The sequence below is a fragment of the Pseudoalteromonas sp. SWYJZ19 genome, assembly GCF_015864375.1.
Taxonomy (GTDB): Bacteria; Pseudomonadota; Gammaproteobacteria; order Enterobacterales; family Alteromonadaceae; genus Pseudoalteromonas; species Pseudoalteromonas arctica.
The window spans coordinates 56,773-74,048 of the sequence record NZ_JADYXI010000010.1 but is presented as its reverse complement, the minus strand read 5'-3'; the positions used below and the strand labels follow the sequence as shown (position 1 = coordinate 74,048).

The 17,276-nt window shown below is 38.6% G+C and carries 15 protein-coding genes and 1 pseudogene; 6 read left to right on the top strand and 10 right to left on the bottom strand.

Going from position 1 to position 17,276, the window contains the following annotated elements; genetic code table 11:
- Nucleotides 1-4: 4 nt before the first annotated feature.
- The 3 genes from I6F45_RS11535 to I6F45_RS11525 all read left to right on the top strand — a co-directional run bounded on the left by I6F45_RS11535 (nucleotide 5) and on the right by I6F45_RS11525 (nucleotide 2,393).
- Complete coding sequence (locus tag I6F45_RS11535) at nucleotides 5-871, top strand: FAD-dependent thymidylate synthase (RefSeq protein WP_269435520.1); 867 nt, start codon at nucleotides 5-7, stop codon at nucleotides 869-871.
- 176 nt (nucleotides 872-1,047) lie between these two features.
- A complete protein-coding gene (locus I6F45_RS11530) occupies nucleotides 1,048-1,626 on the top strand; it encodes a hypothetical protein (RefSeq protein WP_197160548.1) in 579 nt (192 codons plus the stop codon).
- A complete protein-coding gene (locus I6F45_RS11525; RefSeq protein WP_197160547.1) occupies nucleotides 1,626-2,393 on the top strand; it encodes a hypothetical protein in 768 nt (255 codons plus the stop codon). The genes I6F45_RS11530 and I6F45_RS11525 overlap by 1 nt, the downstream gene beginning before the upstream one ends.
- Nucleotide 2,394: 1 nt before the next feature.
- Here I6F45_RS11525 and I6F45_RS11520 read toward each other — a convergent pair whose 3' ends face one another.
- The 5 genes from I6F45_RS11520 to I6F45_RS11500 form a co-directional block, all read right to left on the bottom strand.
- Nucleotides 2,395-2,760, bottom strand: a complete 366-nt coding sequence (locus I6F45_RS11520) for a LexA family protein (protein ID WP_197160545.1) — start codon at nucleotides 2,758-2,760, stop codon at nucleotides 2,395-2,397.
- Between the two features lie 68 nt (nucleotides 2,761-2,828).
- The gene (locus tag I6F45_RS11515) at nucleotides 2,829-3,629 is read right to left on the bottom strand and encodes a hypothetical protein (RefSeq protein WP_197160543.1); all 801 of its coding nucleotides are present in this window, start codon (nucleotides 3,627-3,629) and stop codon (nucleotides 2,829-2,831) included.
- 192 nt (nucleotides 3,630-3,821) lie between these two features.
- Nucleotides 3,822-5,534, bottom strand: a complete 1,713-nt coding sequence (locus I6F45_RS11510) for an AIPR family protein (protein WP_197160541.1) — start codon at nucleotides 5,532-5,534, stop codon at nucleotides 3,822-3,824.
- Between the two features lie 233 nt (nucleotides 5,535-5,767).
- Complete coding sequence (locus I6F45_RS11505) at nucleotides 5,768-6,202, bottom strand: thermonuclease family protein (protein ID WP_197160539.1); 435 nt, start codon at nucleotides 6,200-6,202, stop codon at nucleotides 5,768-5,770.
- Nucleotides 6,203-6,504: 302 nt separating this feature from the next.
- Nucleotides 6,505-8,412, bottom strand: a complete 1,908-nt coding sequence (locus I6F45_RS11500; protein WP_197160537.1) for a beta-ketoacyl synthase — start codon at nucleotides 8,410-8,412, stop codon at nucleotides 6,505-6,507.
- Between the two features lie 126 nt (nucleotides 8,413-8,538).
- Between I6F45_RS11500 and I6F45_RS11495 the strand changes: the two genes are divergently transcribed.
- Both I6F45_RS11495 and I6F45_RS11490 read left to right on the top strand, forming a co-directional pair.
- Nucleotides 8,539-9,549, top strand: coding sequence for a GlxA family transcriptional regulator (locus tag I6F45_RS11495; RefSeq protein WP_197160535.1), 1,011 nt, complete (start codon nucleotides 8,539-8,541; stop codon nucleotides 9,547-9,549).
- An 88-nt stretch (nucleotides 9,550-9,637) separates the two neighbouring features.
- A complete protein-coding gene (locus I6F45_RS11490) occupies nucleotides 9,638-10,864 on the top strand; it encodes a sensor domain-containing phosphodiesterase (RefSeq protein WP_197160533.1) in 1,227 nt (408 codons plus the stop codon).
- Nucleotides 10,865-10,878: 14 nt separating this feature from the next.
- Here the strand turns inward: I6F45_RS11490 and I6F45_RS11485 are convergent, their stop codons facing one another.
- Genes I6F45_RS11485 through I6F45_RS11475 form a run of 3 tightly spaced genes read right to left on the bottom strand, consistent with a single transcriptional unit; the run spans nucleotide 10,879 to nucleotide 13,910 of the window.
- On the bottom strand, nucleotides 10,879-11,391 hold the full coding sequence (locus I6F45_RS11485; RefSeq protein WP_002960746.1) for an MgtC/SapB family protein: 513 nt from the start codon (nucleotides 11,389-11,391) through the stop codon (nucleotides 10,879-10,881).
- A gap of 7 nt (nucleotides 11,392-11,398) precedes the next feature.
- Nucleotides 11,399-12,511: a GNAT family N-acetyltransferase/peptidase C39 family protein gene (locus tag I6F45_RS11480; protein WP_197160531.1), complete on the bottom strand. Its 1,113-nt coding sequence runs from the start codon at nucleotides 12,509-12,511 to the stop codon at nucleotides 11,399-11,401.
- A gap of 4 nt (nucleotides 12,512-12,515) precedes the next feature.
- A complete protein-coding gene (locus tag I6F45_RS11475) occupies nucleotides 12,516-13,910 on the bottom strand; it encodes a RimK family protein (RefSeq protein ID WP_197160529.1) in 1,395 nt (464 codons plus the stop codon).
- 306 nt (nucleotides 13,911-14,216) lie between these two features.
- On the opposite strand from I6F45_RS11475, the gene I6F45_RS11470 reads away from it, so the two are divergent.
- The gene (locus I6F45_RS11470; protein WP_197160527.1) at nucleotides 14,217-14,558 is read left to right on the top strand and encodes a zinc ribbon domain-containing protein YjdM; all 342 of its coding nucleotides are present in this window, start codon (nucleotides 14,217-14,219) and stop codon (nucleotides 14,556-14,558) included.
- A gap of 181 nt (nucleotides 14,559-14,739) precedes the next feature.
- Here I6F45_RS11470 and I6F45_RS11465 read toward each other — a convergent pair whose 3' ends face one another.
- Both I6F45_RS11465 and I6F45_RS11460 read right to left on the bottom strand, forming a co-directional pair.
- Nucleotides 14,740-16,350 (bottom strand): oleate hydratase, encoded by a 1,611-nt coding sequence (locus I6F45_RS11465; RefSeq protein ID WP_197160525.1) that lies wholly within the window; start codon nucleotides 16,348-16,350, stop codon nucleotides 14,740-14,742.
- A gap of 406 nt (nucleotides 16,351-16,756) precedes the next feature.
- A pseudogene (locus I6F45_RS11460) lies at nucleotides 16,757-17,252 on the bottom strand (transposase); the annotation flags it as partial.
- Nucleotides 17,253-17,276: the final 24 nt, after the last annotated feature.

The following is a 17,276-nucleotide window of genomic DNA, read 5'->3' as shown; positions in this document are numbered from 1 at the left end:
AATTATGATAACAGTAAATGTAATAGCAGACTCAATCGCCAACGGCGTACGCATAACCTCTGTAGAACTTGAGTACCACAGGTTCGTTCACTCGGAGCTTATGACACACAGAAACTTCTCACGTAATGCATCAAGCTCACGTGCGATACCAGCCAAAAAAGGTAGAACGCAAGTATGGAACAGCCCACAGTATCCAGTACATTGGGGCGCGAACCAGCGTGGCATGCAAGCATCGAAACAACTGACGGGATTAAAACTACACTTAGCCAAAGGTTTGTGGAAAAGTGCATCGAAAGTGGCATGTGTATTACATTGGGGGATGGAGAAAATTGGGCTTCACAAGCAAGTCTGCAATCGTATCTTAGAGCCATTCCAGCCAATAAAGGTGTTGGTCACATCAACGGAGTGGGCGAATTTCTTGTGGTTGCGAGACCATGACGATGCACAGCCAGAGATACGCGAACTAGCGGGTAAACTTTCTACGGCCTTAATTAGTAGTGTTCCTACTACACTAGGGTATAAGGAGTGGCATATACCCTACGTTACGGCTGAAATGCGCGCGACACTAACGCTAGAAGAAATGTTAATCATCTCTATTTCATGTTGTGCGCAAGTTAGCTACAGAGCGCTTGATGTTTCACTCGCTAAAGCACGTAAAATCGTTGAGTCGCTTACGTCAGGTAGTCGAGTTCATGCGTCGCCATTTGAGCATCAGGCCTCGCCTATTCCTACGTACCATAAGCTGAGTATGACCAAGGCCAAGCGCCTAGGCATCACGCATTTTGATACAGATGGCATTCGTTGGTCGGGCAACTTCCGTGGTTGGGTTCAGCATAGACAGCTGATTAAAGGGAATGTTGTAACAGGGTGATATGTTAGCCGCCCACTAATTGGTGGGCGCTTAGCTTCCTAAAATTCAACAAACTTTCTATTTAAAAAATAATATTTATAGTTTGTAATAACTTAAACTATTTGCTATTAATACAAGCCAAAAATATGGGTAGTTTTCACGAAAGTAAAAAACTCTCTGCTTAAGGTGATAGCTTCATGGATGAAATCTCGATTAATCAGCAAAAAATTAATTTCTTATATCAATCTATATTTGATTCACAGACAACAATCAGAGCCATTGATGTAAAAACTGGTTTTTTGTTTATAATTATATTTATACCTTTATCCGAGGTTAAAACGATACTTGAAATATCTAAAGAGCTCACTCAGGTTTCGTCCTTGTATTGGCTTTGTATTATTTCTGTTCTGTTATTATGGATTTCATCTGCAATATCGTTATTTAGTTGCTCCGTATCTATATCCAATCCTAAAGAACATATAAAAGGCCCCACTCCTAACGGTACATTCTTCACAAATTCTCTTTATAAGTTCAACTTTCTTGATAATTTTATAAATTTCCCTATTAAATCGAGAGCTTCAATCGAAGAGTATGTTAAACAATTACCATGCAGCGAAGAATCATTTATAAAAGAGCTGTCTTTTGAAAAAATGAAATTGGCCTATATTCGCGACATTAAAATTAAACGCTCTTCCTTTTCTGCTCTACTTAGTTTTTGTTGGGTGATTTTGGGTGGTATAACATGGATATTATTTTTACTTAAGGTGGGTTTTTGATGTTGACTAGTGCTCAAAAAATACAGGTACGAAATTTAGTAAACTATTCACTTGATAAGGCTGAAAATCATTGGAAAAATGGCGCATACCAACTTTTCGAAGGTCGAAGCATAAGCTTCGAAAGTTATAATAAATCAATGGATTCTGAACCGTCTAAAATACCGGGGCACTCGGTTGTTCATGACGATGTGACTGTTATAGATGAGTTTATAGCTTACGTAGCCGATATGAGAGATTCCAGTAAGCATCTCATGTGTGAAATTAGTGCTAAAAACTCAAAAGTATCACGCTTGCAAAGGGTGTTTTATGAAACTTCGGCATTACTGCCAGCATTAGCACTTACAATAAACTTTAATAATGGAAAAGTTACAGAATATCTTGGTGATGGCGTTCTAGCATTGTTTAAAGTTGACCCAGAAGACAAAAGCAAAGCTATATACGCAGCCCACGAAGCGGCCAAAAATGCTGTGGGTCAAACCAGAGATATTGTTAATGAAATACTAGAAGAAAGATATAGTTTACCAAAAATTGACCTCGGGGTTGGGTTGGCCATGAGTAAAGCGTTAATAACACTTGTAGGTCTTGAAGGTGAGAAACATCCTAAGGCTTTTGGTGAATGTGTTTTTAGGGCTACTAAGCTATCTGGGGGGAGAAATCAAATAATCACGGATGAGATTGTTAAGAGCACGTGGCCAACAGTCAAAGGAGGTACTTTGGTGTTCAGACAAAAACGAATAAAAGAAATCAGTGGGTATTTAATAATGTAGACTACCCCAATCTAGAACTCCCCCTATGCATCCTAATAGACTGCGTTACAACGCCCTCTACGCAATACTCATCGAATGATGTAAGCTTCACGGGTTTGTACTCTGGGCACGATGACAATAGTTGGTTGTTCTTCAAATCAGCTATTTTACAAACAAACAATCCATTAAGGCACGCGACAATTATATCGTAGTTCTTAACGTCCTGCGCTCTATCAATTAGCAATATGTCGCCATCGAATATCCCCACGCCCTCCATGCTTCGCCCACTGGCAATGCCCATAAACGTAGAGTTTTTGACTAAGGATTCATCAATACTGTTTTCGAGCCCTCTAACATTGGGGCCCATCTCGACGTTTTGGACAAGCATATAATAATTCCAATTATTCAATAAGAGTATTGGAATTATTATAGAGCAACACTGTATATGCGTACAGCTTATTTTGTTAACCAAAACACAGGTACTAGAATAGCCCCAAATATTATAATAACAGCCCAAAATTGCATTCTTTTATTCTGTGCTAGTTTATTCTGTGAAGTAGCAATTTTTTTCTTGTGACTTTCTAACGATGACTTTAGCTCTTCAATTATATGTACTAATTGGTTTCGCTCAGAAAAAAACTTTGATACTTCTTCATTCAAGCATACTTCTTCAACCTTTTCTTTATTCCAAGATTCAGGTAATGAGTCAAAGTTGATTAGGGCTTTAGCCCCCTCTACAGTATTCCATGCATCAGGATTATCTTCATGTCCTTCAAGTGTACAACCAATGCTTTTATAGAAGTGATTGCGTAACATCCGTTCATTTTTATCCTTTCCTTGGTTCTCCGAGAGGGTAAAAAATAGCCCATCAACAAAATCATGGTTAACTTTACTTTTGAGCAGATTGAAAATTTTGATTATCATATATTTCCCTAACCCTCTGTCTTGAGCCCAACTTGTATCAATATAAAAATCTAGTGTTTCCTTTCGATAACTTTCATCATTATAGCGACTTAACTTTACATCAAAACTAAGATTTTCGATCACTCCCTTTCCTCGGCACAATTTCACTTTTGGGGGCACAAAAAGACTTAGAATAATCGACACACTGAAACTTTCTGAAAAGGCTTCATCAACTGATGAAGTTTCTATAATTTCTGCTAGGCAATAGAAGGTCTCGTCGCAATTTTCTCTTTGCTGGTGAGGATGCACTTTTAGGAGCTGGTAAGAAGTTTCAACTGTATTTTTAATACCCACTTTTTATATATTTCCTTATATTCATAATGGTAGTAAAACATGCCATATGTCCAAACCAATCTCTCTTGAAATAGGACTCTGCCACCCCTAAAAATAAATCAGCACCGAACGTAAACCCATCCGGTCTGACAAGAGATACAGCAGTTTCTGTTATTAGTTTGAAAAAAGCTTTAAATAATGAGCCATAAAAATTTAATTACTTATTTGAAGCTCACTATTTAAAAAATCTTTAAAGCGGACTTGTATCATCTTTCGAGCATCTGTAAGAGTTTTGTTATTTGGTTCAAACAATGCCAGAACACGCTCGAGCTCATCTATACATTGCTGATAATCAAGATCTGGAAGGACTTTATACATATACAATATATAGAATACTTTTTGTTCTATTTTCTGTAGTGTTTCTACTGCGGAGTCATAGGACTTCTTTATTTCAAAATAGCTTTCAATGATTGATGGGGCTTCAGAAATATTAAAGTTCTTTTCTGAAAAAATTTCATCGTAATACTTGCCAAAGATATGTTGTTTTTGGTTAGAAGATTTTTCTGGATTACCTTGGATAGCAAATAGAATTTGACCGAATTGCTCCATACTAATTTTGTAGCGATATTCTTTCTGGTCATTCATGCCCGTATCACCATTTTTACGAGAGTATATGATGTTGTGCTCGTCTAGTAATTGTTCTAATTGTATCTGGAGGGTGCTTAAGGACTTTAAGTCTACGTTTGAGATAGAATTCTGACTGTTGGTATACTCCGCGATTTTATTGACCGCATCGCTATTTGATGCATTAAAAATTCTTACCAAAACTTCACTCTTTGACAAGTAATCAGTAATGTTTGTCTCACTCTGAGCATTAAAATTATGCAATGTTCTTAATGTTTGACCACCATTGAGGACTTGGAAGTCATTAATTGTTATCCTAATTTTCTTATTACCATTAACAGGTTCTGCTTTAATATCTTTCGTAACAATTGTCATGCCATTGTTGTACATAAAGAACTTACTTGGCTCTTCTCTAAGTGACTTGGCTATGGCTTCATTATACTTAGATTTTTGAACAAACCCACGCACGTTGTCAAATAGAACCCCATAGTCAATTCGTTCTTTTGCCAAAAGCTCGACGTTTTCACAATTGTAGTTGTTACGTAACTCTAGGTTTTTGCAGGTTATACGAATAATATCAGCTGCATTAAGTCTTATAATATATGATTTAGATGTCGAGATAGAATTTTCAGAGTAAGACATCAAAGCATCATTATCGATTATAAGCTCCGCTACTATTGGGTTTGGTCTAAGAGACATCATAGTTTTAATATGCGGTAGGCAAACGGATATGACTTCCATTTCATAAAAATCTTTGAGTTGTTCTATAGCTGTCTCATCAACATTGATTGAGACAGGCTCATTACTTATCATATATAATGATGTTTTCCATACATCGTTGGAGTTTAGCTTGCCTATTGCGGCCTCAACTAAACTCTTGAGCTTTCCTTGCAGCCCCTCAGAACTTCCATTTAAAATACAATTAACTAGTTTAGTTGATACAAATGCATCATTCTCACTTTGCTTCTGACCAAGCTTGAAAGTCTCTCTAAACTTAAAATTAAATAGCATTATCTCTTTATTTTCTTCATTTATATAAAGAGCATCAATACCCTGATCATTATAACGTTCGTCAGTGAGGTACGCGTTATATTCAGTATCTGTAATAATATCACTGATACGGTCGAGATCTTTTTCATCACACAAGTTTTCAAGCATAAAAAGATAAAAACCAAACCTCTCTTTCAACTTGTCAGTTTGTGGAGACTTTATAAAACTTGCACCTTTAGAGTATAGTTCAAAGTACTTTTTGCATTTAATATTCAATAATTTGAAGTCATTTAAGCTAGCGACTGCTGACATAATATTTCTCAATCCTTGTTTTCTTTAAATATTAACACAGGGGAAAAAATTATAGCACTTTCTTTTTTTTATGAATTATCTTTGAATATCAAAGGACAACTCGGGTAGAGTTGGCTTCTCTATTTAATCTATTGCCTGAACAATCAACTCTTAAACTAAGCCTATCCGCTTTCAGGATAGGCTATAGACCTTGCTTAGCACTACCACCCTTAACCACCCCGCACTAACCAACACTAACCACACCAGTCTTTCGCTTTAGTGCCACCGTCATAGGCCACACCTAAGCCTGAACTGATTAGAATGTCAGTCAGGTTTTTGCCATCCACGTATACATCAGCCACTATCCTAAAATACTTACCACGCTTCGTGTTCCTAAGCTCAATAACCTTAGCTGAGCGTAAAGCTTCAACTGTTACTTGCTTAGCTTGGCGAGCGAGGTCTTTCTCTTGCTTACACTTACCGCGCATTTCAGGTGTATCGACACCTGCTACACGAATACCAATTCGCTCCCCTATCAGAGAATGCAAACCCGCGATATTAGCGCGAAAGGTGTCACCGTCATAGATTGAGGTAACTGTTTCAACTATCAGCGTCCCGTGGTTTTTGTTTTTGATACTTTCGGCATTAACATTGAATGCCAGTAGTAAGAATACAATTAATAATCTCATAGTGTCTTTCCGTACTGTTGGTAATTAATACTCACCGTACTATAGCGAAGAAAACTCAATCAGGCATGTGGCGACTAATAAAGCTTGTTCAAACGGTGCTTTAGGCAGTGAATTTCAGGAAGGGTTAGAGCGCGTAAATGGGGCGAAAAGTGGGGTGACTGTGGGGGCATTTCGGTGCGAGTTTTTGGTGTGGGGTGATGCTGGGGTGAGAACGTTTACAAATGATGATAATCTATGTCAACGCTACAGCCCAGCAAATACGGGGGGTGTTAGCTTATGCTAATGCATACAAAACCTTATTCCTAGAACATATCTTGATAGGAATTTGTTGTGCTAAACGTAATTGCTTTTTCAAAGCCAGGTAACTGAATACTTTGCTCGTCTATTACAATATCGTTGTCGTCAATAAGTCCGTCGCCAAAGCGGTAAATAAGTTCGTACTGGCCTAAATCGGCTTGAGCTTGATACGTTTGTTGCGCGGCTTTAATTGCCACGTTTTTCTGCGCGTAACTACTCATAACTTCATCGCCATGGCGCTTAGCGAGCATTTGCATTGTTACTTTTGGTGAAAGTACGGTAGCTGTTGCATTGTTACCGCCAAAGCCTTTTGAATTTATAAAAGCAATATCCATATCGGCGCATTCGTAATGGCTATTACGAATATCAAGATGATCGGTGTAAACATCATCAGCCACTTTATCAATTGTGGTAATACCCGGCATAATATTATGGCTAAATACACCTAAAGCTATCGCTAATTGGTCGCCACTTGCAGGAGCTATAGTATGACCAACATAGGCTTTTGGCGCGGTCACTTTCCAATTATCAATAGCGAACGTTTGTGCCACTTTGTGATATATCAGCGACTCTGTTACGCGATTTAGTGGTGTACTTGAGCCATGCGCTAAAATAAAGCTACGTTCTTGCAAAGCTTCTTTGCCTAAAAGGCTCGTTGCTAAAGCAGCCGATTTAGCCATGGTAATATAGTTACCAGGACCAGGTGACGTGATTGATTTTTTTATGCCATCTGCATTTACAAATACATCTGGTACGCAGCCCATAATGTCAGCGCCTAACTCAAGAGCTAAGGCATCATCCATCAAAATCGCAACTTGTGCACCTTCACCTAATGTAAAGCCACAGTTATCCCCAAACGGGCGACTGCTTTTGCGATAATCAGGTTCTTCATCATGTGATAAGTTATCTAAACGACGCAAGCCTTCAACGTTTGCAAGTGCGCTCATGTTACCAAAGCCTTCAATCACTTCTGGTGTAATAGCACACTCAACACTTGCTACAACTGCAACACGCGTACGCCCTGCCTGTATATCGTTAACCGCTGCACGTAAGTTATATAAAAACGTAGCACAGGCTCCTGAGGTCGAAAATGTAGTCCCAACATTGCCAGTAACATACGCGTTAATAAAATCAGTCGACATGGTATTTAAACCCAGTGCTAACTGTTTAGTACTAACACGGTCGCCTTGTTGGCGCGCTTTTACTAAACCACCAAGGCCTTTGTCGTCCATTTGGCCAATTACCGATGCTGAATAGGTACCAATTTTATCTGGCTCTACGCTATTCATAATGTGTTGCCAATCAAGCCCTGTTGATTTAATCGCATCGGTAGCTGCAAAAATAGTAGCTTGTAGGCCACGTGGCTGATAGCGGCTGTTATACATAACAGAAGGATCAAAACCAGTTGGAAATTGCCCTGCAGATTTAATTGGGTTATCACGCGTTGAGTTGTGTTTTACATCAATATCGGCGGCAATAGTGACTTTAACTTTTTTGCCTTCAAGCTCTTCAACCTGCCAACTAGCCGGAACCGGCGTTGGTAAGTCGCGAGCACGCGTTTCAAACACAATAGCGTTTTCGCTTGATGCGCTTAGTGTCATTTTTTGCTGCCACGGCGTGGCATCAGCATCAAAGTGTTCTTTTTCAATTTTACGAATAAGTGTACCAGCAATAATTTGCTCACCAAAGCGTGCTTCTATGTCGCTTTGCTCAACATTATTACCTTGTGTATCTTGTAATTGGCCGTTTACAACGCTTACTAGATTCATCAGTGTGGCGAGGCCTAAAAATGTTTCACTGCGATCTTGAGCGTTTAAACTATCTAACACGATACGGCGATAACCTTGATGAAAAGAAGTACGGCCAGCGGCGTTAATACCACCCATGCCTACTATAACGGGTAATGCAGTCATAATTTACCTTTAAAAAACGTGTTATAAGAAGAACAGGCAGTTTAAATGGATTACGCACTATACATTGTGCTTTAATAGCCAAATATTCAGCACAAAAGGCCAAAATGTACTGGTCGGAGCATTTATATGACTGACAAACACACTAATCCACCACTAAACATTGCTATAGCGGTTTATCCGCATTTATTAGTGACTAGTTTAACGCTGCCAATTGAGATGTTAAGAGCCGGCGAGGCCTTTTCTAAAGGCCATATTGATAAGCAAAGTTTTAGACCGCTTGCTATAAATTTAGTGGCTAAAAATGCAGAATCTATAGCTACTCGCGCAGGCCTTGCAATAATTCCTGATTGCATAACAACTAGTGCGCCTTACTGTGATTTAATTATAGTGCCTGGTATTTGGCGCAATCCGCGCCCAGTAGTGCGTACAAATCAAGACGTAGTTGACTGGCTAAACGAGAGCTTTAGCGCAGGCAGCCATATAATTGGTGTAGGCACTGGCAACTGTTTACTAGCTGAGGCTGGCTTACTTGATGGGCGCCCTGCTACCACCCATTGGCACTACGCCAATCAATTTAGCCACGACTACCCGTTAGTGCGCCTAAAACCCGACTTTTTTATAACCCAGTCAGAACGCATGTATACCGTAGCAAGCCTTAATGCCCTTGCAGATGTGATCGTACATATTATTAGTCAGTACTATGGAAAAGCCGCCGCTCAACATGTAGAGCGAAACTTTTCGCACGAAATACGTAAACCCTACGAAGATCAACGCTACTTAGAAGGCGCAGTTGACCGCCACCCCGACGAGCTAATTGCGCAAATTCAGTTTTGGCTAAAAACTAATTTAGCCACCGAGTTAAACCTGCAAGAAGTCGCTGCCCAATTTAGCTTGAGCTACCGTACTTTTACTCGTCGCTTTAGAGCTGCAACCAATCAAAGCCCTATTGAGTATTGGCAACAATTACGCGTAGAAGGTGCGAAGGAGTTATTAGCATCATCAAATTTGTCAATTCAAGAAGTAGCTTTAGAAGTGGGATATAACGACCAAGGACATTTAACACGTGTGTTTAAAAAGGTATTAAGCCAAACGCCCAGTGGTTACAGAAAAGTAGTAAGACGAAAGTTATTTGGCTAACTAATGACATTTTCTAAATGTGGCATTTTTTTATACATTAATTATACTCTTATCAATAACATAATTTACCCCATACCAAGGTAACTGCATGAAAGATAAACTTAGTAAGCATCTTTTTGATCCACAACGCGATGCTTCTATTGAATCAAAGTTATTAAAGTTACTTTCACTTGTACGAAAACATTTGAGTATGGAAGTCGCGTTTATTTCAGAATTCACCAATACTGATCGCGTTTTTAAAGTGGTAGATAATCAAACTACAAATACCTGCGTATCAGAAGGTAATTCAGATCCAATTTGCGAAACTTACTGTAAAAAAATATCCGATAACGAGCTAGAACAAATAATCCCTAATACTCTTGAGCATCCAATAACCCGCAACATGCCAGTCACAGAAAAGCTAAATATTGGCTCTTATATTGGTGTACCCATTATCTTATCTACCGGGAAAATTTATGGAACTTTTTGCTGTTATAAAACCGTATTAGACAATACCTTGAACGACAGAGATTTGTCATTTCTTAGGTTAATTTCTGAAATAGCTACAGAGTTAATCGAAAAAAATGTGCAATCTAACATTTTAAATAATGAGTCAAAATTGCTTATCGAAAATATTATAAAAACAAACGATATTACGATTTATTTTCAGCCCATATTTAATTTATCAACCAATCAACTTTCGGGTTATGAGTCTCTGTCACGCTTTTTTATTGAACCTTATAAAACACCTGACATTTGGTTTAAAGATGCTGAAAAATTGGGTTTAGGAGAAGCATTAGAAATACTTGCGATACAAAATACATTACATTGCTTGGACAAATTTGATGAAAAAGCTTATATCACTATCAACACTTCACCTCAGCATATTTTATCAGGCTCAATAGACAAAGTATTACAAAGCATCGATTGTAATAGAATAATTTTAGAAGTGACTGAACATTCACCTATTTTAGACTACCAAGCGATGCTAACCGCACTTCAACCATTAAGAAACCGGGGTTTAAAACTGGCAATAGACGATGTAGGTGCTGGATTTTCATCTTTTCAGCATATTTTAGAATTAGAGGCAGATATCATTAAGTTAGACATAAGCCTTACTCAAAATATAAATACAGATCGTAGAAAGTTTTTATTAGCTAAAGCACTATGCGGATTTGCCAAAGCAATTAATTGCTCAATAGTTGCAGAGGGGATAGAAAATCAAGAAGAATTAAGCACACTCAGAAAACTAGGCGTTGATAACGTGCAAGGCTATTTTATTGGGCGCCCAGCTCCTATTGAAGATGCCATCCAATATCAAACAATTACGCTCTAATAAAAACGCCACTTTTAGTGGCGTTCTGACTCGTTAAATTCTTTTCGATAATAGCGTTTTTGATAGTTTTTTACTTTAGTGTGAACACCTTTACTTAAGCTTTTAAATTTAGCCTCAAGCACGTCTACACCATATAAAATACCCACCACCAGCACCGAGAGTTTTATAGCAGCGCCAAGGTTTTCAGTGGCTATCATAACACCTATTGATGCAAGCACCCAGATGGTTGCAGCTGATGTAACACCAACTACCGCACCATCTTTTGCGAGCATAACGCCTGCACCTAAAAAACCAATACCTGTAATTATTTGCCCAACTACACGAGAATGATCTATTACATCCCCTTGTAAATTAAACGCAGTGGATAAAAACAAATACGTACCCAAGGTTATTAACGCTGAGGTACGAATACCAACAGGCTTGCCGCGTAATTGGCGCTCTATACCAATAATAGCACCGCAAAAAGCCGCAGTACCAATTGCCGCCCACGAATACGGGGCTACATCAATTAAATCTAAAAAAGTCACTGTTAACCTATATTTTATTAGCGATAGCCACCGCCGTTCGTAAACGTTGGCTACCAAATGCTGACATTTTACTAAAATCACTTCGTGCAATAGGCACATATTGGCAATCTATTGCGAGTTGCTTGTCGTTATCAGTTTCGCAAAACGGATCATGAACATACACGCAATGCTCATCAAGGTGCGTAACACACACCCAATGTGGCGATTTTTTACCATCAAAGCTGTATGTACTAATTAATAACAGCACACTAAAGCCTTTACTTAACCACTGCTCAATATGTTCAAGCTCTACATCTTTATACGTAAGCGGTATATTTGCTTGCGCTATACCATCTACAAATTGCTGGTGCACGGTAGCTAACACCACTTTTTTGTTCTCGTTACGTACGCCATCTAAAAACAAAGGCTCTGTGGTATTAACCATTACCTCGCTTTTAAAACCCCGCTTATTAGCGGCAAGTGCCAAACCAAACGGATGGCAACCACCATGACCCGATGTCATAAAAATAGTGGTACCTTCACGCCAAAGTGCTAACTCATGTGACTGGTTAAGCTCAGTAGTCGGCTCAAGTGCACCCATAGCCATTAATAGCGCAGCAGGTCCGCACGTAAACTCGGTAGTTTGCTGATACCACGGCGTTAAACGCGCCACATTTAACTCACTCGTTTGTCGAATGTTTTTTTGCATTCGTAGTGCGTCACTGTGGTCGTCGTAATAATCGCTGTATTGACCAAACACTCTGTAGCCTAAGCTTTTATAAAGCCCTATCGCACTGTCGTTATTTACAGCCACTTCTAAGCGAAGATAAATACGAGCCCGCTCACACGTTTCTTTTTCAAGGTTAGTAAGCAGTGCTTTTGCAATCCCCTTACCTTGCATTGTGGGTTTTACAGCAAGCGAATATAAACGCGCTAAACGCGTGCCTTTATGGCACCACACTAACCCATAGCCGCATATTTTCTCGCCATTTTCTGCAACGAGCAAAATACCATGTTTTGCACTAAGCCAGCGCTTTAAACTACGCGGGCTTAATTTATCGTTATTAAAGCAAGCGTTTTCAACGTCAATCAGTGCAGTTAAATCACTGCTAAGCGCCTTTCGAATAACAAGGTTGCTCATGTTATTATCCACGGCCTCGTGCTTCTAAGCGTTGTTTAAACTCATCCATAATGATCATGTATAGCTCATCGCCTAAATAGCCGTCTTCTACTTTGTGATCAATACTTGGGTTGTCGTTTACTTCAAGCACGTATGCTTTGCCTTGATGCTCTTTAACATCTACGCCATATAAACCCCTACCCACTGTTTTACATGCTTTTAATGCTGCATCTAACACCGCTTTTGGTAACTCAAAGGTTGGTAATGTTTCAAAGCCACCAGAGAAAAACCGTTTAGCGTCGTGGTTATAAATTTGCCAATGGTTACGCGCCATTAAATAGCGGCATGCATAAATTGCACGGCCATTTAACACACCCACTCGCCAATCGTATTCGGTATACATGTACTCTTGTGCAAGCACTAATGCGCTAAATTCAAACAGCTCTGTAAGCTTAGCGGCAAGCTCATCACGGTTTGAAACTTTAAACACACCTTTTGAGAAAGACCCTTCAGGCATTTTTAAAACAAGCGGATACGTAAACGCATCTTCTAATTGCGCAAGTGTTTCACTTGACTGATCAGCTACTACAACCGTTTTTAAACTTGGCACTTTTTGATAATTAAATGCATCGTGTAAATACACTTTATTACAACAACGTAAAATAGACTCAGAGTCGTCAATAACCACTAAACCAAGGCTTTGCGCTTTGCTTGCAAGGCGATACGTTGGGTGGTCAATCGCTGTAGTTTGGCGAATAAATAACGCATCAAACTGAGCAATATTGTCAATTTCGTCAAAGCTTAGGGCTTGTGCATTAATACCGTGTTTAGCGGCGGCTTTAATAAAACGTGCAATGGCGTCTTTATCGCTCGGCGGTACTTTTTCGTTATGATCAACAAGTATTGCCATATCCCATCTAAAACGACGTTGCACTGAGCCAATACGCCATTGTGTTTTAGTAAAGTTATCTAGCTTGGCAACAAAGTCGCTGTACTGCTGCTCATTTAAAGACGACAACGACCCTTGTTGTAATAAGCCTTGCTCATCAACAAATAAAATAGGTGCTGGGTATTGTTTAAATACCGACTTTGCCGCTTTTGATTGTAAATCGTTTAGTGCATTACCAAAGTAAAGTGTGCCATCTATTTGGCCTACATTTAACATAGGGGCTTGGCCACTACGAAGAGCATTAATGGTTTTTACACTTGGCAAAACTTGGTGCTTGCGCGCCTCAGCAAGTAACGAGCAATAGTAACCTTTGCTCAAGTATTGGCTTGAGTCGCACAGATTAATAATGCGTGTTTTGGGTTCGTTTTGTTTTGGGTAATCACGTAAATAAGTATTAAAGGTAATTACATTTTCGAACGATTGAGCAAGCGTTTGCTCGTTGTTATCAACCACAATTAAGGTTTTAAACACGACTTTTCCTAGTTAAGTCAAAATATAAAAAGCATGCTTAAGTAACATTACTAAGCATTATAAATAGAAACACCCATCGTACTAAGTGGGCATTGCGCGAATCACTTAATACGATGGGTGCTTTAACAGGTACCTACTGTACGAGTTAGCGCTTAAATTGCTTAAGCGACATGTGCTTTATATGCCCTTTTTTTAAAACGCACAAACGAGATATTTTTAGCGTGAAGATGAAAAATATTGATTAACTATATTTTCCACCTAATGCAGATTAAAATACGCAAAACAGTACTTTATAAGAGTTTAAAAATGTCGCTACCTGCTTGCCCAAAATGCCAATGTGAATATGTTTATGAAGACCAACAACTGCTTGCTTGCCCCGAGTGCGCTCATGAGTGGAACCCAAATAATACAAGCGACGAAGACGCTATTTTAATAAAAGATGCCAACGGCACCTTGCTAAGTGATGGCGACAAAGTGACAGTAGCCAAAGATTTAAAAATTAAAGGCAGCTCACAAGTAATTAAAATTGGCACCAAAGCGGTAGTTAGAAGAGTACTTGATAAAAAAGATCACGAGCTAGATTGTAAAGTAGAAGGCATTGGCGAAATGATGGTGACTGCTAAGTTTGTAAAAAAGGCTAACTCGTAGGTCGGATAAATAGCGAAGCCATGCCATCCAACAATCAATTCATGAATATTAATAAGCGCGTTTATTGTGTTAGTAATTAGGACGGGTGTCATCCTAATTATTTCATTAAATAGATAGCTTTTGTTATTTAATTTTTTATAACTCTCTGATGGCACTCGTTACAAACGAGTGTTCGTGGGGATTAATTTAAAATTGCTTTTGCATTTTTTAAGTTATCCCATAGATGGTGTTGACCAAAGTACATTTCAGGTGGCTTTATTGATGGGTCTATTAATTTGTTAATGGCTAATATAGCCCCACGAACACTATATTCGGTTGTGAAAACTATCCCATCTGGTATTTCAACAAATTGTCCTAACAGCGCAAAGTTTTGCGAGCCTTTAGGTACAACAGGAGGTCTGTCACCTTCGGTTCTAGGTAAAAATTGAGAAATTCCGTAAGGTAATCTACAAGGTATACAGTAAGATGTTTCAAGAAGTTCTGTTTTTTCATTTTCATCTAAATCCTCCCATAAATGTCCTAAAAGTTCTTCTAAAATTTCTTTCCCAGTACATTCATACATAGGTTTTTTTACAAATTGACCAATATTATCTTCACCTAATGCTGAAACCCAAATTACACAAGTATCTGCCGCTTGCCCCGGGAAAAAAGGCTGACGATAGGTGTGTACATGCATTATCCATGGAGATTGTGTTAAAGGTAATGGGCTTTGTACTCCCATTGGTCGTTCAACTAACCATTGGAATTTTCTTTCAAAAAGATTTCCTCTAAACGTTACGGTAAAGTGCATCATTCTAGAAAGTGAAACGTCACGTAAATAACGCTCTGCTCTACCTAGGTCTGCTTGTTTTGATACTATGTTTTGCCATAATTGGTAAGCTTCGCCTGGTTTTTCTGCAGGTGTTGTAGATACAGCCTCATCGTGGGAGCCATAAGAATGATTAGAAACAATTGAGCCGATTGTCAAGAATGCTTTGTCTTGTGGTCTAACTTCTATTGAATCTAAAGTTTTATCTTCTGCATTTTTTAAATGTAAGCGTTCTACCCAGCGCTTATCATCACTTTCTTTAAAATCAACATCCGTAATACAAGTATTATAATGTATTTGAACGCCTTTTTTTGTTAAGAGTTTAATAGCCGGTAGAATGAACGAGTGGTAGTTTGTGTAACGTGTACGTTCTAAAGAGGTCATTTTTTCCATATCAGACATACGGTGATAAAATAGTTTCATGTAACGCTTCATCTCTATCGCAGAGTGCCATGGCTGAAAAGCAAAAAGAGCACGCCACATATACCAATAATTACTCTTGAAAAAATCGTCACTAAAATAATCAGTGATTTTAGCATCTGCTGGTATCTTAGATTCTGGTATTTCTATTAATCGAGCCATTTGAAGAGCTTCAGTAGCACCTAATCCAAGATCGTGCCCAGTATCTTTCTCTCCGTTTGCATGTAACAGCCTAACCACAGTGTCCATATTGCATTCTTTAGCATTAGCTTCATAGTCGTCTAGGCAAGATCCAAGTTCGTCATAAGGTATTAAAGACCAAAGTTCTTTTGTGCAGCAATATACTTTATCTTCGTACATACGGCTGCCTCGCATGATGTAAACTGGTTTGCCATCAATCATTTTAAAAGATGCATCCATTGACCCACCGACTAAATCAGTTTCAGTGTTTTTTTCAAAAATATGAATATTTTCTGGAGTGAAACCAACTTTCTGCACTAAGTAAACCGCAGCTGATAAGGAACCTAATCCTAATCCGTTTAAATAAACTTTAGAATTGCTCATAGTATGTACTTCGTTAAAAAATGATTTAATAAGTAGGTTAAAATATACTCTTCGACTTTTTTCAGTCAAATGTTTGTTCGCACAAATTAAAGTTTAAATGATATAGAATAACTTTAGTCAGTTTTGAGAGAAAACTGTTTGCATCGCTTAGCTTTTTGCAGTCCAGTTATTAATTTAATTAGATACTCAGAAAGGACAACAATCAATGAAAGCAGAGCGCCTGTTTTTGCTCTGAATTACCAAATCAAGTGTACTGGGCCCATTGATTTAATCTCACTGTTCTATAAGCTGAATAATTTTTTCTATTCTCTTATCAACTTTATTGTTAGACAAAAAGTATGAACACTATCTTCATAATGTGAAGCTATAATATAAAATTTAGGGTGAGTGCCATGGACGGCTGCGAATAAAACCGGCCAGTGCAGTTATCTTCTTTATTTGCTTTGCGGGCAATGTCTTCATTCCTAAATTCGGATAATTCACGCATAAACCAACTGATACTTAATAGGCGCTCTCGGTATTCCTTTACTGTTTGATTAAAAAGATAAGTTCAGCTTTACTTAGCTTTTCACCTTGTACATATTTTTGCGTCAGTACGGTGCCTTTACACAGTTTATGCCAGCGAATAACAATCGCTTTATTATTTAGCCTATTCGCTTTTTTATCATCAACATACAACACTAAGTGTGTATGATTGCTCATGTCAGCATAAGCACAGACGTCAATACAAAATACCTTGGCTAACTCAAGCAGTTTGCTTCAATCCAGCCTCTACGATGCTCGTAAGACTTGCCTGTAAAACGGTCTTCACCACATAAAAATGCACGGCGTACACAACGTGATATACAGCGGTAGTACTTTGTATCAACCAAACTTACTTGACGCTTCCTTGCAATTGCCATAAGACATCCTGCTTACTTTTCACA